General features: G+C 35.9%; 23 protein-coding genes and 1 pseudogene. 7 read left to right on the top strand and 17 right to left on the bottom strand.

Annotated features, from left to right (window positions below):
• Positions 1–588 precede the first annotated feature (588 nt).
• The 10 genes from nth to E4Z98_RS04830 all read right to left on the bottom strand — a co-directional run bounded on the left by nth (position 589) and on the right by E4Z98_RS04830 (position 10593).
• Complete coding sequence (gene nth / locus E4Z98_RS04875) at positions 589–1227, bottom strand: endonuclease III (protein WP_135254715.1); 639 nt, start codon at positions 1225–1227, stop codon at positions 589–591.
• Positions 1228–1235: 8 nt separating this feature from the next.
• Entirely contained in the window at positions 1236–1952 is a 717-nt protein-coding gene (locus E4Z98_RS04870; RefSeq protein WP_135254716.1) for a DnaD domain-containing protein, read from the bottom strand.
• Between the two features lie 14 nt (positions 1953–1966).
• Positions 1967–2596, bottom strand: coding sequence for a lysozyme family protein (locus tag E4Z98_RS04865; RefSeq protein ID WP_135254717.1), 630 nt, complete (start codon positions 2594–2596; stop codon positions 1967–1969).
• Positions 2597–2721: 125 nt separating this feature from the next.
• Positions 2722–3234 carry an adenine phosphoribosyltransferase gene (locus E4Z98_RS04860; protein ID WP_135254718.1) on the bottom strand — a complete coding sequence of 171 codons (513 nt, stop codon included), beginning with the start codon at positions 3232–3234 and terminating at the stop codon, positions 2722–2724.
• 15 nt (positions 3235–3249) lie between these two features.
• Positions 3250–5556, bottom strand: coding sequence for a single-stranded-DNA-specific exonuclease RecJ (gene recJ, locus E4Z98_RS04855; RefSeq protein ID WP_167790933.1), 2307 nt, complete (start codon positions 5554–5556; stop codon positions 3250–3252).
• Between the two features lie 108 nt (positions 5557–5664).
• Entirely contained in the window at positions 5665–6141 is a 477-nt protein-coding gene (locus tag E4Z98_RS04850; protein WP_135254719.1) for a LapA family protein, read from the bottom strand.
• A 17-nt stretch (positions 6142–6158) separates the two neighbouring features.
• Entirely contained in the window at positions 6159–6953 is a 795-nt protein-coding gene (locus E4Z98_RS04845; protein ID WP_135254720.1) for an SDR family NAD(P)-dependent oxidoreductase, read from the bottom strand.
• A complete protein-coding gene (gene rnz, locus E4Z98_RS04840) occupies positions 6946–7893 on the bottom strand; it encodes a ribonuclease Z (RefSeq protein ID WP_135254721.1) in 948 nt (315 codons plus the stop codon). Before rnz ends, E4Z98_RS04845 begins: the two co-directional genes overlap by 8 nt.
• 101 nt (positions 7894–7994) lie before the next feature.
• The gene (obgE, locus tag E4Z98_RS04835) at positions 7995–9302 is read right to left on the bottom strand and encodes a GTPase ObgE (protein WP_167790934.1); all 1308 of its coding nucleotides are present in this window, start codon (positions 9300–9302) and stop codon (positions 7995–7997) included.
• 199 nt (positions 9303–9501) lie between these two features.
• Positions 9502–10593, bottom strand: a complete 1092-nt coding sequence (locus E4Z98_RS04830; protein WP_135254722.1) for a DUF871 domain-containing protein — start codon at positions 10591–10593, stop codon at positions 9502–9504.
• Between the two features lie 178 nt (positions 10594–10771).
• Here E4Z98_RS04830 and E4Z98_RS04825 point away from each other — a divergent pair, with 178 nt between their 5' ends.
• Positions 10772–11536, top strand: coding sequence for a peptidylprolyl isomerase (locus E4Z98_RS04825; RefSeq protein WP_135254723.1), 765 nt, complete (start codon positions 10772–10774; stop codon positions 11534–11536).
• Between the two features lie 41 nt (positions 11537–11577).
• Here the strand turns inward: E4Z98_RS04825 and E4Z98_RS04820 are convergent, their stop codons facing one another.
• From E4Z98_RS04820 to E4Z98_RS04800, 5 genes are read right to left on the bottom strand one after another with little or no spacing between them, the layout of a single operon-like run.
• Positions 11578–12192 (bottom strand): alpha/beta hydrolase, encoded by a 615-nt coding sequence (locus E4Z98_RS04820; RefSeq protein WP_135254724.1) that lies wholly within the window; start codon positions 12190–12192, stop codon positions 11578–11580.
• Positions 12193–12213: 21 nt separating this feature from the next.
• Complete coding sequence (locus E4Z98_RS04815; protein WP_135254725.1) at positions 12214–12831, bottom strand: flavin reductase family protein; 618 nt, start codon at positions 12829–12831, stop codon at positions 12214–12216.
• Positions 12828–13721, bottom strand: coding sequence for a VOC family protein (locus E4Z98_RS04810; protein ID WP_135254726.1), 894 nt, complete (start codon positions 13719–13721; stop codon positions 12828–12830). Before E4Z98_RS04810 ends, E4Z98_RS04815 begins: the two co-directional genes overlap by 4 nt.
• Before the next feature lie 2 nt (positions 13722–13723).
• Positions 13724–14689 carry a ring-cleaving dioxygenase gene (locus E4Z98_RS04805; RefSeq protein WP_135254727.1) on the bottom strand — a complete coding sequence of 322 codons (966 nt, stop codon included), beginning with the start codon at positions 14687–14689 and terminating at the stop codon, positions 13724–13726.
• Positions 14690–14733: 44 nt separating this feature from the next.
• Complete coding sequence (locus E4Z98_RS04800) at positions 14734–15159, bottom strand: MarR family winged helix-turn-helix transcriptional regulator (RefSeq protein ID WP_135254728.1); 426 nt, start codon at positions 15157–15159, stop codon at positions 14734–14736.
• Between the two features lie 242 nt (positions 15160–15401).
• Here E4Z98_RS04800 and E4Z98_RS04795 point away from each other — a divergent pair, with 242 nt between their 5' ends.
• The 6 genes and pseudogenes from E4Z98_RS04795 (at position 15402) to fni (ending at position 22172) form a co-directional block, all read left to right on the top strand.
• Positions 15402–16592 (top strand): hydroxymethylglutaryl-CoA synthase, encoded by a 1191-nt coding sequence (locus tag E4Z98_RS04795; protein WP_135254729.1) that lies wholly within the window; start codon positions 15402–15404, stop codon positions 16590–16592.
• Positions 16593–16600: 8 nt separating this feature from the next.
• Positions 16601–17899 (top strand): hydroxymethylglutaryl-CoA reductase, degradative, encoded by a 1299-nt coding sequence (locus tag E4Z98_RS04790; RefSeq protein ID WP_135254730.1) that lies wholly within the window; start codon positions 16601–16603, stop codon positions 17897–17899.
• Between the two features lie 183 nt (positions 17900–18082).
• On the top strand, positions 18083–19003 hold the full coding sequence (gene mvk / locus E4Z98_RS04785) for a mevalonate kinase (protein WP_135254731.1): 921 nt from the start codon (positions 18083–18085) through the stop codon (positions 19001–19003).
• Between the two features lie 5 nt (positions 19004–19008).
• Complete coding sequence (mvaD, locus tag E4Z98_RS04780) at positions 19009–19995, top strand: diphosphomevalonate decarboxylase (RefSeq protein WP_135254732.1); 987 nt, start codon at positions 19009–19011, stop codon at positions 19993–19995.
• A 15-nt stretch (positions 19996–20010) separates the two neighbouring features.
• Positions 20011–21093 carry a phosphomevalonate kinase gene (locus E4Z98_RS04775; protein WP_135254733.1) on the top strand — a complete coding sequence of 361 codons (1083 nt, stop codon included), beginning with the start codon at positions 20011–20013 and terminating at the stop codon, positions 21091–21093.
• 18 nt (positions 21094–21111) lie between these two features.
• Positions 21112–22172, top strand: a pseudogene (fni, locus tag E4Z98_RS04770) (type 2 isopentenyl-diphosphate Delta-isomerase).
• A 33-nt stretch (positions 22173–22205) separates the two neighbouring features.
• Here fni and pepI read toward each other — a convergent pair.
• Together pepI and E4Z98_RS04760 are read right to left on the bottom strand one after the other, a co-directional pair.
• The gene (pepI, locus tag E4Z98_RS04765) at positions 22206–23084 is read right to left on the bottom strand and encodes a proline iminopeptidase (protein ID WP_135254735.1); all 879 of its coding nucleotides are present in this window, start codon (positions 23082–23084) and stop codon (positions 22206–22208) included.
• Positions 23085–23094: 10 nt separating this feature from the next.
• A complete protein-coding gene (locus E4Z98_RS04760; protein WP_135254736.1) occupies positions 23095–23799 on the bottom strand; it encodes a GntR family transcriptional regulator in 705 nt (234 codons plus the stop codon).
• Between the last annotated feature and the right edge of the window lie 65 nt (positions 23800–23864).

Raw genomic sequence — 23864 nt, 5'->3', positions numbered from 1 at the left:
ACAAAATGGTATTAGATCAGTTAATACTAGCATTTAATTAACAGGATACATTTTTGATTAATTATTCAAAGTTAGTTGATTGAATGATACTGGCAAATAAATCGTTAAATAACTTAAGCCTTCAAACAGCTGCAAAAGTTTAATTTATTTAACGATTATATCAATAGTTAGTATTAACTTAATGATTATAGCTAGCATCTGTCTGTAGGATAACTCATTTTAACTACTTCTTATAATATATATTATGTAAACCTAGATAAAATAATTATTAACTCATCTTTAAAAAGTCTATCCATATACGTCCCCCACTCGTTTAGTCCTATCTATTAAGTATTCATGTAGATAAATGATTTTATATGAATTGTTTATAAAAATTTAAGTTAGCATTTGTTGATACAACGAATACTTATTGATAGTCAAATGAAATGTGATAAGTATGACTCAAAAAAATCATGACACTGATTGATTTTTTGGTTAGTTTTATACTAGTTTACATAATTTATTTATATACTATCTATTTCGTTCCAAAAAACCGCATGTTAGCTATTAACTTACATACGGTTTGATAATTGTTTTCATAAAATAGTCTTATGTGTTTTTTTGACCTTCTGCACACATATAAAGCAATGGACATTCACTACATTTTGGTTTTCTTGCTGTACAGTGATAGCGCCCGAAGAAAATTAATTGATGATGTGTTTTAGACCATCTATCTTTGGGTATTTTCTTCATTAATGTCTCTTCTACTTCATTAACAGTAGCCGATTGTTTCACAATTCTTAAACGTTTGGAGACTCTTTCAACGTGAGTATCCACTGCAATAGCAGGAACGCCAAAAGCTGTACTTACCACAACATTTGCCGTTTTTTTCCCAACGCCTGGTAAACTAACGAGCTCTTTTATAGTCTGTGGTACCTTACCATCAAACTCAGAGACTATTTTTTGACTACAACCTTTAATATGTTTGGCTTTGTTTCGATATAACCCAATTGTTTTAATTGTGTCTTCAATATCTGTTAAATCAGCTGTTGCTAGAGCTTCAGGAGTTGGAAATTTATTAAATAAAGCAGGTGTTACTTTATTAACTGAAACATCTGTTGTTTGTGCGCTAAGAATAACAGCGATTAAAAGTTCAAATGGATTTTTATGAACTAATTCGCATTCGGCATCTGGATACATATCGGCAATAATATCGATGGCTTCCATTGTTTTTGCTTTAGACAGCATAATATCCCCTACTTATCTTCATTTTCTAACCAATTAAATAAAGGTATTTTAGGTTTATTTTTCTCTTGTTCATTAATAAACGCTTGTTTATCTTGACTTCTTAATTGATTTTTTCGATGATTTAGCTCATTTAGTACTTGTGCTTTTGACCTCAGATTTTTTCTTTCCCAGCTTAGTAAAATTCTATCGATATATTTGATGTTATACACTTGGTTTAAGACGGCTTCTTTAAGGGCTAGTTCAATTATTTCTGGACTATAGTGATCATCAAATACCCAGTAGTTAATACTTTCTCTTTCGATACTAGAAAGACTTCGCCCAAATTCTTGTTCGAATACATGAAGTAAATGTCTTGTATCTATCTGTGTTTGTTCAACGAATGATTTTTGTTTTTGTGCATTAAGAATATCTTTTAACGCTTCGTAAACAACGGTCACATCATAATAATCAATCTGTTGTCCAGCCTCATTTTGTTGACTTTCTAGCTTAATAATGTGCTTGTTAATGAGTGTTTGAATCAAACTATACACTTCTTGAATAGAAAGGCCCATTGTTTCACCAATTATCTTCATGTCTGGGAAGGCTTTTCCTTCGTTAGCATTCATTAGTAACTGAAAATAGAGCATAACTTCTTCTTCATTAATACCCAGTGCTCGGTAATTTTTAAGGATTAAATTTGAAATAGTTGTACTACCTGCATTTAAAAACTTTTGTAACTCTAACATTCAATCACCCTTTTCTACGATAACCCTTGAATCATTTTTTGATACCATTTTACCATGTCGGCATAAAAGAAATTACCGCCATTTTTATATAAATAGCCACCATTATAAACAATGGCATGTGGCATCTTATAGGAGTAAGTTTCTAATTTATTATTTCCTAGTGTTGGTGCTAAGACTTCTTTTGAATAAGTTTCTGCTAATTCTAGAGAGTTTTTTCCACCATTTTCACTAACATAATAGATATAATTCAATCCAAAATTGTAGGCTTGAACACTTGTCCAAATATCGACGTGTTGTTCTTTACCTAGTTCAATTGCTTGCGCAAGAAAATTAATCCCTGCTTCAAGACTTTCTTGTTCACTTGAGATATTTCCTACTTTACCATATCTACTTTCGCTACTTTGCATTAAATCAGTTTTATTTCCTTTTGATTCCATTAATATAATGGCTTCTATTAACAATTGATAATCTTGGATGTTATTATTAGTGCTTATTCTTTCGACATCTTCTGACCATGTTAAAACTCGATCTACATGATGTTTCGCTTTTATTCCTAAAAATAGGCCACATGAAAGGATACTTAAAAGGAATAGTGTCATTATTTTTTTGCCCAAATGACGACGACGTTTCTTATTTTTTGTCATATGCCTCATTCCTTTTTATTGTTTGAACATTCATCATACTATAAATTGTTTCACTATGACAATTATTTTGAAGGACAGACAATAGACAAAAGGATGCGACATATGGTCACATCCTTTTGTGTCTATTAAAAGTCCATTAATGTTAAAATATCGTAACCTTTGATTTTTTCTCTTCCGTTTAAATCAGTTAATTCAACCAAGAATGCACATCCAGCTACAACGCCACCAAGTTTTTCAATTAACTCTATTGTTGCAGCGATGGTACCACCTGTTGCAAGTAGATCATCACAAATTAAGACGCGTTGCCCTGGTTTAATCGCATCTTTATGCAATGTTAAAGTTGCTTCACCGTATTCTAAACCATAATCCACTTCGATCGTTTCGCGAGGTAATTTCCCTTTTTTACGAGCAGGTGCAAAGCCAACGCCTAATTCATAGGCAACTGGACAACCAATAATAAAGCCACGAGCTTCTGGTCCAACAATCATGTCGATTTCTTTTTCTTTAGCATAATCAACAATTTGTTTTGTTGCTTCGCGATAAGCCTCTCCATCTCCCATAAGTGGTGAAATATCTCTAAAAATTACACCCTCTTTTGGATAATCAGGGATACTTGCGATATAATCTTTTAAATTCATTGTTTACATTTCCTCCTATTGAAACAGCCATTTCTCTAATTCTGCAATATTACTATAAAGTAAAAATTTCTCTGTCTTCATTTTTCGTTCACGACGTTGAAACACGTTACTTGCTGACAGTGGGGTAAAGTTCGTTTGTGTAACTTTACTCATCACTCCGTTCTCTATTGTAACAAATTTCAGGTCAAAAAGCACATTAATCATAAAAATTATTGTATGAAATTCTACATTTAAGAATTTTGCTAGATCGTGTAATTTATAACGAACATCAATTTCTTGCTTTGTCTGAACTAACTTAAATAATTTCCCAAAAGCTTCTCGTGATGGCATGCCATTTAAGTAGCACTGTTCTTTACTATATAAAAGCAAATAAACTCTTTCAACTTGAAGCGCTTGGACAACTTCAAGTAACTGTTGTTCTTCATCGGGGCAATCTAAAAATACGACTGATTGTGCTATGCCTGCGTAAGAAGATAACGATACTTGATTTGAAATCATCAGTAAATGTTCTTTAGGAATGTCTTTAAATTGATTTAAGTTTTTTCCATCGAACAAAACGTAAAACGTATTAGGTAATGTTAATAATTCTGGTAGAAGATGTAGTTTCTCTCTGTAATCAAAAACTTGTGTTTCATTAATACCATAATCTTTCAGCATTAATTGTACTTTTTTATTGCCATTCCATTCGTTAACTGCCAATTCACCCACAATGGCTAGTTCATTAGCACTTTCGACCTCCATTAATTGAGGTCCATATCCAAATCCAATCACATCTAATGTCGTAGTAGGTGTCTGGTATTGGAATTTCAAATGCTTTTGGTCAGTACCGATGGCTTTAGCACCTATAGATTTACCGTTTTCAAATAAGAAAATAGGAGAAGGATTATCTGTTCCAAAAGGTCCTAGCGCCTGAATCGTCTCAACAAAGGCCACATCAAGTTGATCAAGAGAAAGATAGTCTTCCACTTCTAGAGGTTGTCCTTTTGAAAAATCAATGTCTAGTTCAAGTATGCGTTGACGTAACTGTTCTTGAATAGAAGTTAACTTGTCTTGCTCAATCGTCATTCCTGCTGCCATATGATGGCCCCCAAATTTGACTAAATCATCATTAACTTCTGATAATAACTCATATAGATTGATTTGTTCAATACTTCGGCCAGAACCTTTCGCCATACCAGTTGCAGGGTTAATTGAAAGGATGATAGAAGGTTTATTAGTTTTTTGAACGACTTGACTAGCCACAATTCCTAGTACACCTTCGTTCCAACCTTCTTTTGCAATTAAATAAATCGGTTGTTCGCCCATCTGATCGACGATTGCTAATGCTTCTTGACTAATGCTTGCAACGATAGCTTGTCGTTCTTCGTTTTTCTTTTGAATAAAACTAGCTAGCTCTATTGCTTCTTCCTCATCAAATGTACTCATCAAGGCAACACCTGGCGTGGCATCTCCAATTCTTCCAATCGCATTTAAGCGTGGCCCTATGCCAAATCCAACTGATTCTGAGGTTAGGGATGACTTATCGATCTTTGCAATGTCCATTAAGGCGTTTAAGCCTATACGATCTGTTTGTTTCATAAGAGATAGGCCATGCTTTACAAGCGTACGATTTTCACCAGTCAACGAGACTAAATCTGCAATCGTACCAATGGCCACTAAGTCTAGCAATTCAACGGGTACTTCTTCAAGAAGAGCGGTTGCTACTTTAAAGGCAACGCCTACACCGGCTAGATCACCGAATGGATAGCTTCCCTTTGGATGTTTTGGATGAATTAAAGCGTACGGTTCGGGTAGCTCTTGTGGTAGTTCATGGTGATCGGTGACAATAACGTCTACGCCTCTAGACTTAGCATATTCAATTGCTTCATGACCCGTTACGCCATTATCAACCGTTACAATTAATTCAGCCCCTTCATTAATTAGCGTTTCATACACGGCAATGTTTGGTCCATAACCATGATCAAAACGATTAGGAAGAAAATAAGAGACATCTCCTCCAACTAATTCGATGGCTTCTTTCATTACTGTGGTACTCGTAATACCATCTGCATCATAATCACCATATATAACTATTTTTTGACCAGCTTCGATGGCTTCGTATAAACGACTCACTGCCTTATCCATGTCATACAATTTATAAGGATCATGCAACGAATCGAGCGTTGGATAAAAATACTCGGTTAATCCTTCTGCGCTTGTTATCTTTCGATTAGCTAATAATGGCGCTAGTTGTTCTGATAAACCATGCGCTTTTAGCCAATTAATTAATTCTTCTTGAATTGGTTCGTTTGAACGAATCCAATTAAATTTTGATTGCTTCACTTCAATCACTCCCAACTCAGTTATTATAGCAAATTAAGACGTAGAACGGAAAAATAATACAAAAAAACTGATACGCATTTATTCCGTATCAGTTTAATCCACTATCATTTATTGTATATCATTCAACTCATCAGAAACAGGCGTTACTTCATCGACAAGCGGTGATGTTAAACTTGCTACTTCTGCTTGCAGTTGTTGAATTTGTTTATTTTTTTCATTACTATCTGCAGCAAATTCTTTTTTTAATGCTACTAGTTCTTGTTCTTTTTCAGATAATTGTGCGTCGTACTCGATTCTTGATGCACTGACTTCTGTTGCAACACGATCATCAAGTGACGATTGAAGTTCATCTAAATCTTTTTGTAAAGCCTTGATATTATGGCGATGTTCAAAATTACTTGTTAACCACAGTAACATCGTCACTAAACCTCCTAAAATAAATGCCCCAAGAACAATATAAATTAGTGGTAGATGTAGCGATTTAAACCAAAAATCTAAACGAACATATCGTGTGTTCATAACTGAAAAAATGACAACCAATAAAATAACAATTGCAGCTACAATCCATTTCCACATTTTTTTCATGGTGATTTCCTCCCCAACTATTTCTTATTAAATAACGATACAGTTAGTATATCACTTAGCTTTGGAAATAGGCTAGACATTCTACTTGCAACTTCCATAATTTTAGGAGTGTTAAGTTCTCGTTTGTTTTTACCTATAAGATTTACAATTTTTTTACTTAATACTGATGGATCAATCGCCAGTTTGCCAATTGAATCAAGATAATTACCTGTTTCATCTGCAATATCAAAAAAATTCGTTTTTATAGGCCCTGGATTTATGGTTGTAACAATGACGCCTTTAGGTTTTAGCTCTAAACGAAGAGCATTAGAAAACCCAATGACTGCAAACTTAGTCGCTGAATAGACACTACTCTTAGGCGAGGCGATTTTACCTCCTTGTGAACCGATGTTAATAATATGACCTTGTTCTTGGGTCACCATATGATTGGCAATTTTTTTGGTTAAGTGCATTAACCCTAAGACATTAACTTGAAACATTTTTTCAGCAGTTTCCATCTCAAATGATAAAAATTCTCTAAATAAACCAAAACCAGCATTGTTAATTAGCACATCTATTTTTGTAAAACGTCTTATCATTCTATCTAATACTAACTCTGTCATTTCATAATCCGTAATATCCATCAAATAATACGTTGCTTCTTTACCAGATAGTTGTGTACATTGTTGTGTAATGGTAACTAACTTATCTTCACGACGAGCGCATAAAATAAGGATAGCCCCTTCTTTTGCTGCAGAATAAGCTAACTGTTCTCCTAAACCTGATGATGCTCCGGTAATTAGTACGGTTTTGCCTTCTAAGCGTCTAGCCATTTTGACGTTCCTCTTTGTCAAAAGGTATATCAATAATATCAAAGTCTTTTACAATCTTAGTATTTGGGAAGATAGCTCTAGCTTCTCTTTCCATATCATATACAGCTTTACCTAAATAGCGTGAACTAATATGGGTTAATAATAGTCGACCTACTCCTTGTTCCTTAGCAACAGTTGCCGCTTGAGTTGAGGTTGAATGATAATAGGCTCGAGCTTTTTGTGCTTCGGCATGGTTAAAGGTACTCTCGTGAACCAAGACATCCGCATTTTTTGCCAATTTTGCAACGTTAGGATGTGCTCTAGTATCACCTAATATAGTCACAATACGTCCTTTTTGATCGGGTCCAACAAACTCTTCTCCATTAATCTCACGCCCGTCCGGTAAGCTAACGATTTGACGATTTTTGATTTTCCCATAAATAGGGCCAGATGGAATATTTAATGCTTGTAATTTATCTACTAGTAATTCACCTTGATGATCGGCTTCTGTTACACGATAACCATAGCTCGAAATCTTGTGATCTAATGGTAGGCATTCCACAATAAATTGTTTATCTTTAAAGACAATGCCACCTTCTTCAATTTCGATGAACGCTAAAGGATAGGATAAGCGAGATTCGGATACTTTTAAACTTATTTCAACAAACGCTTTGATACCTTTAGGACCAACAATTGTCAGTGTTGTATCTCCTCCTTGAAACGAGCGACTGCTTAGTAATCCCGGCAACCCAAAAATATGGTCACCGTGTAAATGCGTAATAAATATCATTTCTATTTTTCCAGGTCGGATACTTGTGTTTAAAATTTGTTGCTGGGTTCCTTCACCACAATCAAACAACCAGACAGCATTACGTTCGTCAAATAACTTTAGTGCGATACCTGTTACATTGCGTTGTTTTGATGGAACACCTGCACCAGTTCCTAAAAATTCTAATTTCATTGTTAACTCCTATTCTTTAATTTGCCATAAAAAAGAGGTGAGGCAACGTGTGCCATCACCTCTAGATACTTATTTTTAATATCTTTATACGCGCCTAATTACTAGTCAACGAATTCAAAGACAAAGTCCATGATTCTAACTGAGTCGCCATCTTGGGCTCCTCGTTCACGTAACTCTTCATCAACACCCATACCACGCATTTGACGGGCAAAACGCATTGTACTTTCGTCACGTTCTAAGTTTGTCATTAAGAATAAACGTTCTAATTTCTCGCCAGAAAGTACCCACGTACCGTCTGGATCACGATCAACATCGAATTCTCGATGAGTCGCTGCGAATGAATAAACCACGTTTTCTTCTTGAATATCCTCTTCATCATATAATGGGAATTCCGGTGTAATTTCAATCATATCGGCAGTCTTAACTAATAAATCGTCGACCCCTTGTTTTGAAATACCAGAAATTGGGAAAACTAAAGGTAAGTCACCTTCAATATTTTCAGCTAATTTCTTTTTGAATTCTTCAAGATTTTCTTCAGAATCCGGCATGTCCATTTTATTGGCCACAATAATTTGTGGACGTTCTAACAGTCTTAAGTTATGTGATTCTAATTCATTATTAATTGTCACGTAATCTTCATATGGATCGCGACCTTCCATACCACTCATATCAATGACATGTAATAATACACGCGTACGTTCGATATGACGTAGGAATTGTGTTCCTAGTCCGATACCTTGTGAAGCACCTTCGATTAATCCTGGCAAGTCCGCCATAGCAAAACTACGACCGTCTTTTGTTGGGACCATCCCAATATTAGGCGCTAAGGTTGTAAAATGATAGCTTCCGATTTTTGGTTTAGCTTTAGAGACAATCGATAATAGCGTTGATTTACCAACAGATGGGAATCCTACTAACCCAACGTCTGCTAAAATTTTCAATTCTAAGTCTAAACGTAATTCTTCTCCTGGTTCACCATTTTCAGCAATTTCCGGAGCAGGATTTGAAGGTGTCGCAAAACGCATATTACCTCGTCCACCGCGACCACCTTTAGCTACGACGATACTATCACCGTGTTCTGTTAAATCTCCTAAAATTTTTCCAGTTTCTTGACTTCTAATAGTCGTACCTGGTGGGATTTTTACGATTAAGTCATCAGAACCGCGACCGTGCATCCCTTTACGCATGCCTTTTTCACCATTTTGCGCTCGGAAATGTTTGTTGAAACGAAAATCCATTAACGTACGTAAGCCTTCGTCAACAATAAATACGACATTTCCACCGCGACCGCCATCTCCACCATGTGGACCGCCATCGGGTACATATTTTTCTCTTCTAAAAGCAACCATTCCATCGCCACCGTCACCGGCTTTAACGTCGATCGTTACTTGATCTAAAAACATGGACATATATTTTGTCCTCCTACTCTTATTCAATCTTTGTCTATTCTATAGGTAAAAAGCTTTCTTGTCTATTTTTTTATTAATCTATTATGTAAAAAAACTATATAGTAAGACTTCTTCTTTATCATAACATTTTTAAGTCACTATTCTCAACTTAAACCACACAAAAAAACTTAGAAGTCTAAAGGACCTCTAAGTTTAGTCGTTATTTAGCTTCAATTAGTTTGAAACTTGACCAAGGTTTTAAAAATTCTAATAGGAATAATTCATCTTCAGAAATTTTACCAACCACATTGACACGGCCATCGTTTTTCATTTCTTTAAGCGCTATTTGAGTTTCACCTTTGTACTGTCCATACCCGACATTATCAATTAAGACATCACCACGAACCATGTCAACGGTATTATGGGCTGGAAATTCCTTGTCTTTGTAAATAACACGAGTCATTGTCGAACGCAACATGTAAGATGAGCGATCTCCTCGGTAGCTGTGAACATTGTCAAATAAACAAATACGTTCATTTTCGGTTATATCTTCTGCAGGCACTACTTTAATTGATGGGAATTCTGCATTGAATGCTTCTGCCATTGCTTTTAATTCTTCTTCTGAAGCATAGGCATTTCCAATCGTAATATCATCAATTAAACCTGTTAAGACTAAATGTTTCACTTGCGTTGCAATTTCTAAATCACGATGATCTTCTAGCGAACATAAACCATCTTGCGTTGGCCATGGACCAAATGTGGCAGCGTGCGAATTAACAAATGCCATAGTGTTAAGGTTATACTGTCTAAATTGTTCCGAACAATTAACAAAATGTTGATAATCTAAACCAGAATAGCGATGAGGATAAAAGTTATGTGACCCTAATAAATTAGATGTATTAGGTGAATAGCTCATAATATTATCAACATAGCTAGTACCACCACTCATATTAATTTCAATTTTAATGCCGTATGGGTTACGTGTCATACGGGCTTCTTCCGCACCTGTCATTCCAATATCTAGACGGACACCATCTGCGCCCATTTCATGGAAGAATGACAAATCGTCATATGAAATGCCTAATTGTTCAAACAAACCAGGGTTAATATCAACCATCACTTCAAAATCAAGTGAATTAGCATAATCTACGACTTTTTTAAAGTCTGCTAATACTTGATCTTTGTCACCGGTTATTTGTAATAGACTGGTGAACACACGTTTAAATCCATATTTATGTGCTAAATCTAAATAGTCTTTGTCTTTTTCAAATGTTGATCGTTCTGGATAAATTGAAATACCTAATTTTCCCATTGTAATATCCCCCTAGCTATTTTTGAATACGCTTTTATTATAGCAAGTTGTCTAGACCACGTCCACTAATTATAGGTAAAATAGGACTTTTTTTATTTTATTTCTCACTTGTGTCATAATTAGGTATAATCTTATTTATAATCTTTATCATCTTATTGAAAGTGAGTGAACTAATGTAATGAAAAAATTATTAATGCCCCTACTATTATCTTCCTCTTTATTATTATTGGGTGGATGTAGCTCGTCAAAAGAAAATACCGTTGAAAGTATTACAAATTCTACTGAAGTAACGATTGATTCATCAAATACTGAAGAATCAGTAGATTTCAGTAAAATGAGCTTCCCCCAATTATCTGAAGACGTTCAAGCCAATGAATATTTGGTGCAAATGAATACGTCTGAGGGAGCAATAAAAATTAGATTATTCCCTGAAGTTGTACCAAAAACAGTTGAAAATTTTGTGACACATGCGAAAAAAGGCTATTATGATGGTGTAACCTTCCACCGTGTGATCAACAACTTTATGATACAAGGTGGAGACCCTGAAGGAACCGGTGCTGGTGGTGAAAGTATTTGGGGAGAACCGTTTGAAGATGAATCAAATCGAGAATTATTCAATATTCGTGGCGCACTATCAATGGCAAATGCCGGTCCTGATACAAATGGCAGTCAATTTTTCATTGTCCAAAATAGTGACAATATGTCTGATGGATTATTAACGGATGAATATCCTCAACAAATAATTGATAAATATAAATCTGGTGGAACCCCTTATCTGGATTACACTTTCGAAGGATCTACTAGCAACCACACAGTCTTTGGTCAAGTGACTGAAGGTATGGATGTGGTAGACAAGATTGCTTCAGTTAAAACAGGTGCAAATGATAAACCAGAAAAAGATGTTGTTATCAAATCTATAGATATTTTACAAGAGCCTAAATAGTCCTTAAAAAGAGCTGTGACAAATTTTTGTCACAGCTCTTTTTAGTCAGTATTTTCTAATTGTTGCTTTAGCCATTTTCTAGCTTTTTCAACTTCGTTTTGTAGTAATTGATGGCCCGTTGTCCAAAACTGGGTGACGTTTGCCCCCTGATCTGCGAATAACGCTATGACTTGCTCGCTTTGGGTTACTGATACGATAGGATCTTTTACACCTAAAGAGGCAAAAATTGATACATCAGCTAAATTTGCTGTTCTTGTTTCCGTTGTTGGATACATTGGATGGAATAAAATAGCGCGATTTAACCGGTTACCGTGTTCCTTTAATAACAAATTAATCGCCATGTTAGCGCCATTTGAATAGCCAACTAATATAACGTCACTTAATTTGAATTGATACATACTAGCGGCTTCCTTTAAAAAATCAAGTAACTGCTCACCACGTTTTTCCAAATCACACCAATCAAAACTAGCATCTGGAAACCGTTTAAAAAAACGACGCATTCCGTTTTCTAATACCTCTCCTTGTAAACTTAATATTGACGCGTCAGAATTCAAATGCTCTGCTACTGGTATTAAATCTTCCATACTACCACCTGTTCCATGTAGCAATACAAAGACCGGTTGATGTTCTTCTCCTTGAATAAATCGATGTTCCATTTACAGACACCTCCTCACTTATTAATCAGGTCGTTTCAAACGAAAGACCTCAGCAACTTGTCCATAGTAATCACCTGCTAAGCGACTGACGGGAGACAATTGCTCTAAATTTATTTTTCCTTCTTCATAAATACGCTCATCAATTTGATAAGCTTGGACTTTTAATAAAAACAAATCCGCCGTTGGTATGCCATCGTTTTCAATGGGAATACAATCTAGTAAGGTTGTTTCAAAACGCATGTTGGCTTGTGAAATACTCGGCGTTTGAATCGTATGAGAGGCTACTGTAGTAAAGTTAGTCAAAGATAACTCACTCTCATTAGGCCCTAAATTAGCTGCTGTTTGATTGGCTTCTGCTACAATTTCTGTACCAACCAGATGAACCACTGCTTCTTTTTGAGCTAAAAGGTTCCTAGCCGTATCTTTTAACTGACCGTTTTTACGTTGAACCGAAACAGAGACAATCGGAGGATTAGCCGTTACAATATTAAAATAGCTAAAGGGTGCAATATTTAGCTCTTGTTGTTCATTAAGTGTACTAATTAGCGCAATAGGCCGTGGTACAATTGAACCAATCAGTAACTTATAATTATCACGTTCATTTAATTCACTAGGTGTTAATAATAATTTTTTAGTCATACCTTCAACTCCGGTAATTGTGCCATAATTTGCTCACGCAAGGATTCAAATTGACTAGGTAACATTAATGTCTCTCCTAAATGCTCAAGCGATTCATCAATTGTAAAACCTGGCGTTTCCGTTGCTAGTTCAAAAATAATATTACCAAATTCTTTCAAGTATATAGCTTTGAAATAACGCCGATCTTTAATTTCTGTTACGCCGTATTGAAGGGCCATTAATTTATCTTGCCAAAGCATTTGTTTGATATCATTTGGAACTGACCACGCGATATGATGGACTGTTCCCACACCAAAACGCCCTATGTTAAAGTTTGTTTTAGGTAACACAATTTCTTGCACGCTTTCTCCTCTAATGAATATTCGCGAAACGTCAGCTTCTTCATACGCATCACTCATTCCTAGATGTTTGGTTAGACTAGTCAATGTTTGCTGATAATCAGTTGAAAGTAATTCTACGCCATGAATATCCGTAATGGCTTCATTATCTGACGCTTCAGTGCTTTCTACCAAGCTTAAGCTTAAACCGTGAGGATCTGAAAAATGAAGTTGTGCACCAGAAAAAACAGGCTCGCGTGTAAAAGGAATTTGTAACTGTTTAAAGTTATCTTCCCAGCTTGTTAGACTGCCTTTAGGAATGCTAAAAGCGATCTTTCCAACTTGTCCACCACCTACACGACCAGCATAGGCATTTTGCCATGGAAAAAAGGTGATTACAGTGCCCATTTTTTCGTTGTCATTAGCAAAGTATAAATGATACGTTGATGGATCATCAAAATTGACGGTTTGTTTAATCAAACGTAAACCCAAAATATCTCGGTAAAAGTTTAAGTTTTCTTGGACATCTCCCACTATGGCAGATATATGATGAATTTTGTTAATACCTAGCATATTTAGTCCTCCCTTTTGGTATTGAATGGTCGAATTTCACTTTCAATATACGCACGTTGATTTTCTAAAAATGGTGGTAAAGAGAGATGTTCGCCTAATGTTTCATATGGTTCATCTCCCATGAAACCAGGTCCATCAGTTGATAATTCGATTAAAATATGTCCAATTCGTGCATATAACGCTTCAAAATAATAACGATCAACATGTCCTGAATTTGGAATCCCTAAACGTTGATACTTATCCAACCAAGCATACAACACCTCTTGGTCAGCTACTCGGAATGCGACATGATGGACTTCTCCATATCCTTGACGAGCTATTGGTGATTGTGTGTCGTGACGTAAAATCATCTGTGCACCATTACCACCTTCCCCGACTTCTAGTAAGACAACATCTTGTTCGTCAGTGACAATCGTAAAACCATATACACTCGTCATTATTTCTTTGAAACGCTCGAAATAAGCAACTGTTATCTCGATAGGTCCTAGTCCATAAATAGCATGCTTTAATGGAACAGGCCCTTTTTTCCAAGGTGTACCACCTATCACGCCTTGATTGTCCTCATCTGAAATCAATTGATAACGTTGTTGATCGTCATCTTCAAACGGTAAAACTTTTTTACCAAACAAATCACTAATACCTTCATGTCTCACGTTTAATGTATCAAAACGTTTGACCCAATAGTCTAACGATTCGTTTGTTGGCACACGGAAACTAGTTCTTGTAATGGCATTGGTTCCTCGAACACCGGGTGGGTTATTTGGAAAATCAAAAAACGTCATATCTGTTCCAGGTGATCCTTGATCGTCTGCATAAAAAGTATGGTAGGTGTAAATATCATCTTGATTGACAGTTTTTTTTACTAAACGCATCCCTAAAACTTCCGTAAAAAATTGATAGTTTTTAACGGCATCGCTTGTCATCGCAGTCACGTGATGAATTCCTTTTAATGATGTTTGTTTTGTCATAATCGTTCCTTCTTTCTTAATCTATGTTCGATTGATCAATTGTCTTATGTTGTCTGATTAACTTTAAGTAAAATACGTTGTAGTTGTTTCATTTCTTCTTCATTTAACGTTGAAAAAATTTGCTCGATAGTCTTCGCATGTTTAGGGAAGATATCCTGCATTAACCTTTCGCCTTCCTGTGTCAAATTAGCCAAATAAACTCGTCGATCATTAGAAGAAACACAGCGCTCGACTAAATGTTTGGCAACTAATTTATCTACCACATAGGTTGTAGAACTACTTGCGATAAGAATTTTGTCCCCTATTTTTTGAATAGGTTGTTCTCCTTTACTGTAAAGTAATTCTAATACCGCAAATTCGGTTAGATTTAAGCCATACTGTTTAACGTCTTGTCTTACAACATTCTCAATAGAATCTTTTGTTCTCATGATGGCAATAAAATTATGTAGTGCTCGCTCTGTTTGATTCATCTCATTCACCTCTATTATCTCTAATTCGAGATAATTATATCTCGTATAGTTATTAGTGACAATTTATATGCTTACAAAAAATAAGTTTTAATTCTTATTTGCTAACTTAATTTATTAAAATTAACGATAAATAGACACTAAATTTATTAAAATAATTTAAATAATCGTAAGAGTATTCACGTTTTCAGCATTTTTATGCTACACTTCAAATGATAGATTTTCCAAATAAGGAGAGAATACATATGAACACTAAAAAAATAGGTATTGATAAAATAAATTTCTTCACCCCTACGCTATATGTCGATATGATCGATCTGGCTCACGCTCGTGACACAGACCCTAATAAATATACAATTGGCATTGGTCAAGAAAAAATGGGAATTAACCCGATCACACAAGATGCGGTGTCTATGGGAGCTAATGCAGCCCTACCTATTATTTCTAAAGAAGATGCGTTACTAATTGATATGGTGATTTTTGCCACAGAATCAGGAACAGATTATTCTAAGTCTGGTGCGGTGTCTATTCACAAATTATTAGGTATTAATCCTTTTGCCCGTTGTATTGAGATGAAGCAAGCTTGCTACAGTGCAACAGCTGGTATAATGATGGCCAAGGACTATGTAACCTTACATCCTGGACGTAAGGTATTAGTAATTGGTTCAGACATTGCCCGTTATGGCTTAAATACACCTGGGGAAGTCACTCAAGGTGCTGGAGCAGTAGCGATGTTAATTGCCGAAGACCCTAGAATTTTTTCAATCAGAGATGAAACCGTTATGTATACGAGTGATATTTTTGACTTCTGGCGTCCTACTTATTCTGAGAATGCCATGGTAGATGGTAAATTTTCAAATGAAGCTTATATTAACTTTTTTGAAACAGTCCTTAAAGAATATCAATCACGTTATTCTCTTGATGTGGCATCTCTAGAAGCCTTATGTTTTCATTTGCCTTATTCAAAAATGGGAAAAAAAGCAATGGCTAATTTATTAGAAAATGTTTCAGAGACAACAAAAGAACGTTTTTTGACACATTACGAAGAAAGTATTATTTACACAAAAAACATTGGAAATATCTATACTGGCTCTTTATATTTAGGCTTAAATTCATTACTAGATAACGCGCCAAGCTTAAAAGCAGGACATACGATTGGGTGCTTTAGCTATGGCTCTGGGGCGGTTGGCGAATTCTTCTTACTTGATCTAGTTGATGGTTTTGATGAACATTTATTGACAGCCGAACATACTGGTTTACTTGCTGCACGTCAATTATTAACTGTTGCAGAATATGAAGAGGTGTTCTCTGAAAAATTACCGACGGATGGCTCAACAGCTAGCTTATCTAGTCGCTTTGATCATGCGCCAATTCAATTAGTCGAAGTAACTAATCATCAGCGTCATTATGACTTTGTTGGAGAATCAAAGGAGTAACATATATTATGGAAAAAGCATCCAGTATTTCTAAATTTTACCAAAAAAGTCGTGAAGAACGATTGGCTCTATTAACGGAAAGAGCCTTTTTATCTGAAGAAACAGCTAAGCTATTATTTAACGCTAAAGGTTTATCTGAAGAAGTAGCTAATCACTTAATTGAGAATCAAATTAGTCAATTCACCCTACCAATGGGAGTTGCGTTGAATTTCATTGTAGATGGCGAAGAATGTTTGATTCCAATGGTTACAGAAGAGCCATCTGTTATTGCAGCTTGTAGTAATGCAGCACGATTTACACGTGCCACTGGAGGATTTAAAACCTCTTTTCCTGAGCGTCTACAAACAGGACAAATGATTTTTTATAACTTAGAGGACTTTTCAGAGGGGAAACGATTAATTGAACAACGCATTGATGAAATCAAACAATTAGCGCAACTTGCTCACCCTTCCATTGTGGCTCGTGGAGGAGGATTAGTCGATCTTAAGGCTCATATTATTTATAACGAAAAAGATCAAGCTGAATATCTAACGGTGTACTTATTTGTAGATGTAAAAGAAGCCATGGGTGCCAATATCGTGAATACCATTTTAGAAGGTGTGACACCTGTTATACAAGAATGGCTACGCGCGGAGAAATTAATGAGTATTTTGAGCAATTATAATGACCGTGCATTAGTTAGTTCATCGTGTTCTATTCCTTTTAATCAGTTAGCCACTAAAGAATTGTCTGGTGACGTGGTTGCCGAAAAAATTGTAAAAGCGTCACATTATGCAAAATTAGATCCTTATCGCGCTGTTACGCATAATAAAGGGATGATGAATGGTATTGATGCTGTTGTTATGGCAACAGGCAACGATACAAGAGCCATAGAAGCAGGTATTCACGCCTATGCAGCAAAGGATGGTCGTTATCAAGGTTTGACGAATTGGTACATTGATTCTAAATCTAATTGTTTAATTGGTGAGTTAACCCTTCCTTTATTACTTGGTTCTTTAGGAGGCGCTATTAATGCTTTACCTCTAGCCAAAGCTTCGCAAGAATTATTGCAAACCCATGATGCTGAAATATTAGGCCGTATCATTTGCTCTGTCGGGTTAGCACAAAATTTTGCAGCAATTCGTGCATTGGTAACAGAAGGTATTCAAAAAGGCCATATGTCGTTACACGCTAGTGCGCTAGCTATTCATGCTGGAGCTGTAGGAGATGAAATTGAAGCTATCGCATCACAACTTCGTCTTTTAGAACGCATGAATCTTAAAACGGCTAGTGACTTATTAACTGTATATAGACAACAAAACTCGTAGTGATTTCACTATGAGTTTTTAAATATTCCTTAATAATACATCCTATTTGTTTATTTTCCTCAAAAATCACGTATGATAATCATGAATATAACGAAATTATCATGAAAATATCGTTGTAAACATTGAGAAAATAGCAGTTTTAAGCTAAAATATAAAGGTTGACTATGTAAATGGAGGAATAATATGAGCATTGGAATTGGAAATTCTCACGGAAAAATCATTTTGATGGGTGAACATTCAGTTGTATATGGAAAACCTGCTATTGCAATCCCCTTCCCTAGCGTGGGCATTATTGCGACAGTTACCCCTCACCCAGAAGAACTAATGATTTCTTGTGAATTTTATCAAGGCTTGGTTTCAGAAATGCCTGAATTACTTGAAAGCCTTCGTCATGTTATTACGATCTCTTTAGATTATTTAAATAAAAATGAAACATTATCCATTGGTATTCAAAGTACTATTCCTGCCGAGAGAGGTATGGGATCTAGTGCTGCTGTTGCCGTTGCAACCGTTCGTGGGATATTCGATTATTTTGAAGTCTCTCTAACAAATGAATTGTTACTAAGTATTGTCGGAGAATCTGAAAAAATTGCTCACGGTAACCCTAGCGGATTAGATGCGCTAATGACAAGTAGCACCACACCTTATTTTTTTGCGAAAAATCAATTTATGACACCTTTTTCTTTGAATCTAGACGCTTGCTTAATTGTAGCTGATACCGGTATTACTGGACAGACAAAAGCAGCCGTTGCCGAAATAGCGTCAAAACAACACCAGAAGGAAGTTAGTGAGATGATTAGCCGTCTTGGAGAACTCGCTGAAGCGTCAAAAATTTATATTACAAATAATCAGCCACTAGACCTAGGGAAAGCGATGATAGCCTCTCATCAGCTACTAGCGAAACTTAATGTTTCTAATGATTGCCTTGATCAACTTGTAAAAGTGGCGCTAAATAATGGTGCAATTGGGGCTAAATTAACTGGTGGTGGTCGAGGTGGTTGTATGATTGCCTTAGCAACTTCTAAACAAGAAGCTCAGCACATCCAAAAGGCACTAACTTCACATGGTGCAAAAAATACTTGGCTTTATCAGATGGGAGACTAATTTATATGAAACATTCACGCGTCACAGCACGCGCACATACAAATATTGCCTTAATTAAATATTGGGGAAAACGTGATACGACATTATTTTTACCAATGAATAGTTCGTTGTCACTTACATTAGATGAATTTTATACTGATACCACAGTCTCTTTTATTGACGGAGACCAGGATGTTTTTTTCTTAAATGGTGTAGAACAACCTCTAGAAGAATGTGTTAAAATTTCGAAGTTTATAGAATTATTCCGTACACAATCGTCTATTAAGTCTGCTGTTTTGGTAGAAAGTCATAATCATGTACCGACCGCAGCAGGGTTAGCATCATCAGCTTCAGCATTTGCTGCCCTGGGAACCGCCTTAAACGAATTATTTGTGTTAAGAATGGATAAACAAACACTTTCCACCTTTGTTCGTCAAGGTTCTGGTAGTGCGACTCGAAGTATATACGGTGGCTTTGTAGAGTGGCAAATGGGCATTGAAACTGATGGAAGTGATAGTTATGCTATCAAAGTAGATGATGCCGATTGGAATATTGCCATGCTAACTATTCCAGTTAATACACGCAAAAAAGAAATTTCCAGCCGTGAAGGAATGAAATTGACTGTTGAGACGTCTCCTTTTTATCCAGCATGGGTAGAACAAGCCGGACAAGATATTAAAGCAATCAAACAAGCTATTAATAATCAAGACTTTATTGCTTTAGGAGAACTTACAGAAGCTAACGGTATGAAGATGCATGGGACAATGCTGGGTGCAAATCCTCCATTTAGCTATTGGGAACCTCTAACCGTTAAAGTTTTACAAAGAATTCGTGAGATACGTGGACAAGGAATCCCTTGTTACTATACAATGGATGCTGGACCAAACGTTAAAGTTATCTGTCAAGCGGATAAAGCTGACGAAATAAAGAAACTATTAGATCAATCATTTCCCGATAACACAACCATTATTTCTGGTGTAGGTAAAGACGCTTACCTCTTGTCGGTCGAATAAGAAAGGAAGAATCACATGATAAAAGCTAGCGCACCTGGCAAACTATATATTGCCGGTGAATATGCCGTACTAGAACCTGGTCATCCCGCTATTTTAGTCGCGCTTAATCAATATATCACTGTAAAATTAACGCAAACGAATAATTTGGGGACGATTCGTTCAAGCTTAACGAATGGGTTCCCTATCCCTTGGACGCGTAAACAAGGAAAATTTTTCATGGACCAACGTGAAAATCCGTTTGCCTATGTCGTTGAAGCTGTAACGACAACAGAAAAATATTTATCTGAATTGAATAAACCACTACACTTCTTTAATTTAGAAATAGAAAGTGATTTAGATAACCACGATGGACGTAAATATGGTTTAGGCTCAAGTGGAGCGGTAACCGTTGCAACAATCAAGGCGTTATTAAAATTTTATCATGTGCCCTTCACTTCTGAAACCTTATATAAACTAGCAGCTATTACGCACTTAGCAATCAATAGTAACGGTTCATTTGGAGATTTAGCTGCAAGTTCTTTTGGCGGATGGATTGCTTACTCATGCTTTGACCGAGAATGGCTAATGAATAAGATTAGCGAGCACAGTTTATCCGAACTTTTAGAAATGGACTGGCCTTTATTAAATATCGAACCCTTACAAGTGCCTAATAACCTAGAATTATTAATTGGTTGGACGGGTACACCTGCTTCTACGACTCATTTGGTTGACTTAATTAACGATGAGAAAGCTGAAATTCGAGAGTGTTACACGCACTTTTTAGCAGAAAGCAAAACGGTTGTTGAAAAGATGTTAGAAGGATTTAAAGAGCAAGAGATTAAAACAATCCAAACCGGTATCAAACAAAATCGCCAATTACTACAACAACTAGGAAAAAGTAGTGGTATTCAGATTGAAACATCAACTCTTTTTGAAATGTGCGAAATTGCTGAAGAATACGGTGGCGCTGCAAAATCATCCGGTGCTGGTGGTGGCGATTGTGGCATTGTCATTATTGAAAAACGACCAACTTATACACCATTATTTACTGAATGGTTAGGAAAAAATATCACACCACTTCCGCTTTTGGTACATTATGATTACGTAAAACAAGTTTAATCAGAAAGGATGATTACCATGACACAACACACTAATCGTAAAGATGAACATGTAGAATTAGCAGAAGCTTTCTATCACGAACGTCGAGCTGATCATTTTGATGCGATTAAATTTGTTCATCATTCATTTCCAACAGTCAATAAGGAAAATGTTAGTCTAGCCACTCGGTTTGCTGATATGGATTTCCCTTTTCCTTTCTTTATTAATGGTATGACTGGTGGTAGCGATAAAACATATAAAATTAATCAAGATTTAGCAACTGTCGCTAGAGAAACAGGGCTTGCAATAGCTTCTGGATCGGTTAGTGCAGGCATTAAGCATCCTGAAACAGCTCCTAGTTTTGAAATTATTCGTCAAACAAATCCTAATGGTAAAATCTTTGCCAACTTAGGACCAGAACATCCGATTGAAAATTATCAAAGAGCCGTCGACATCCTGAAAGCTGACGCATTACAAATTCACGTTAATGCGCCACAAGAATTAGTAATGCCTGAAGGAGAACGTATATTTGACACATGGTTAAATAATATTGAAAAGACTGTTCAAACAATCGGCGTTCCTGTTATTGTAAAAGAAGTTGGCTTTGGTATGAGTAAAGAGACCATTCAACGTCTATCCCAAGCAGGCGTTAAAACAATTGATGTCAGTGGTAACGGTGGTACTAATTTCTTAAAAATAGAGAATGCACGACGTGAACACCAAGAGTTCGCATTTGCTGAAGATTGGGGACAGTCTACAGCTATTTCATTACTAGAAGGTTACGCTATTCATCAAGATATTAACCTCATTGCATCAGGGGTATCAGAAATCCTTATGATATTGTTAAATCTTTAGCCTTAGGTGCTAAAGCGGTTGGATTATCTGGCCACTTCTTACATTTGGTTTTAAATGAAGGGGTTGATGAGACGATTGCAGAGGTTGAACGTTGGAAAAATACCATTCAAACGTTAATGACACTTTTAAGTGCTGATACTGTTACAAGCTTAACTTCTTCAGACATCGTACTCATGGATCCACTAAAAACATGGTGTGAAGCTAGACAAATTGATTGGCAATCATTTGCTAATCGTTATCACTAAAAAACATGACATCCACTATGGATGTCATGTTTTTTAGTGGGTTAATAACCACTCATTTAATAACTTCTGATACTTTTTCGTTTCATCAGAAAATGGCATATGACGACTATGAGCGAATAACTCCCACTTAGCATCTGAGAGGTGATCATACATTGTTTTGTTAATCAAAGGCGTTGATAAGTCATCTACTCCACTTGTGATTAAGACCGGAACAGTAATCAACTTTAATTTCTCTGTATAATCAAAATCCTTTAAATTACCTTTTGGTGAAAATTCATTAGGTCCCCATGCTGTGATATACGCTTCTTTCCCTGAATGTTTGGGCCTTCTTAATGGCTCAGGTGATGTGTCATTGATGGGACCTGAAGCATGTGTTAACATGTATAAGTCTTCCGCTTTTTGATAAGCTTTTAATGTCTTAGGATCTGTTGGTTTCTCATTTAGTAAATACATTTGGTTCTCTTCCGTCATTAAGCGAATCATTCTTTCTTGCTCTTGTTTCCATAGATTGGCTGAAGACAAAGTGCTTGAAAAAATTGCACTTCTAACGCCTTCTGGTTTTTCATCAATAAGATATGCAATTACCAACATACCACCCCAAGATTGACCTAACAGATGAACATCATCAAGTTTCAAGTGTTGACGTAATGCAATAAGTTCTTCTTTCCATGTTGAAAGATTAAATAAATCTACTCGTCCCTTAGCAGGTGATTGGCCACAACCTATTTGGTCATACATAATTAATTGATGCCCCTCTTCAGCTAGTGAATCGAGTAATTCAAAATAATTATGGCTTGAACCTGGTCCCCCATGAATCAATATTAGCGGTGCTTTTCCTTCTCTTTTTTCTCCAATTATTCTGTAGTATGTTTTAAGACCTTTAAATGGCATAAACCCTTCTACAACTTTCATCTAATCCCTCCTACATGACATCTAGTACTGTATAGCTCTTTTTATCATAACGATTTCTACTTCTAGAAAACTCGATTGGACGTGAATTTTTTAAGTAAACAACTTGTTCTACTTCCAATACGGGATCTGTGATGGCACACTCTAAATATTGGTGGTCCAATTCATTAGATTTATCTGCATGGATATTACGATGGGCCCCAGCAAATTCTATCCCAATCTGCTCTAAATAAGAATAGATTGAGTGCGAAGCAATCTCTTTCGTTAACCCTGGTACTAGATCAACCGGCATCAAGGTATGTTCTAAAGCATAAGGCTCTTCATCAACGATTCTTAATCGAATAATTTCATAAACCGGATGATGTGATGAGATTTTTAACTTTTCCTGGGTCAGTTCATTAGGAAATGTCACATCAAATTTAATGACATTACTCTGTATTTCTTTTCCTTCTAATCCTTTTGTTAAACCAGAATAATCAGTTGCCAATGTGGCACTTCTTTCAGGTAACTGATTGTTTAAAACAGTTGTTCCTAAGCCTCGTTGACTATAGACAAGTCCTTCCATCATTAAGATATTAATGGCTTTTTTGATTGTCATACGACTAACGTTAAATTCTTCTACTAATTCAATTTGATTAGGAATTAAGGTGTTTTCAGGATATTCACCAGATAAAATACGTTTTCGGATAACATCAGCAATATATTCATATTTTGTCATTCTACTTCTCCCCCATTTTCATTCTCATGTATTATATCATAAACTAATTAAGTAAGCCTTTTCTT

Source organism: Vagococcus xieshaowenii (assembly GCF_004792515.1).
GTDB classification, from domain to species: Bacteria; Bacillota; Bacilli; order Lactobacillales; family Vagococcaceae; genus Vagococcus_A; species Vagococcus_A xieshaowenii.
Note: the sequence above shows the minus strand (reverse complement) of the source record. Positions and strands in the feature narration are given on the sequence as shown.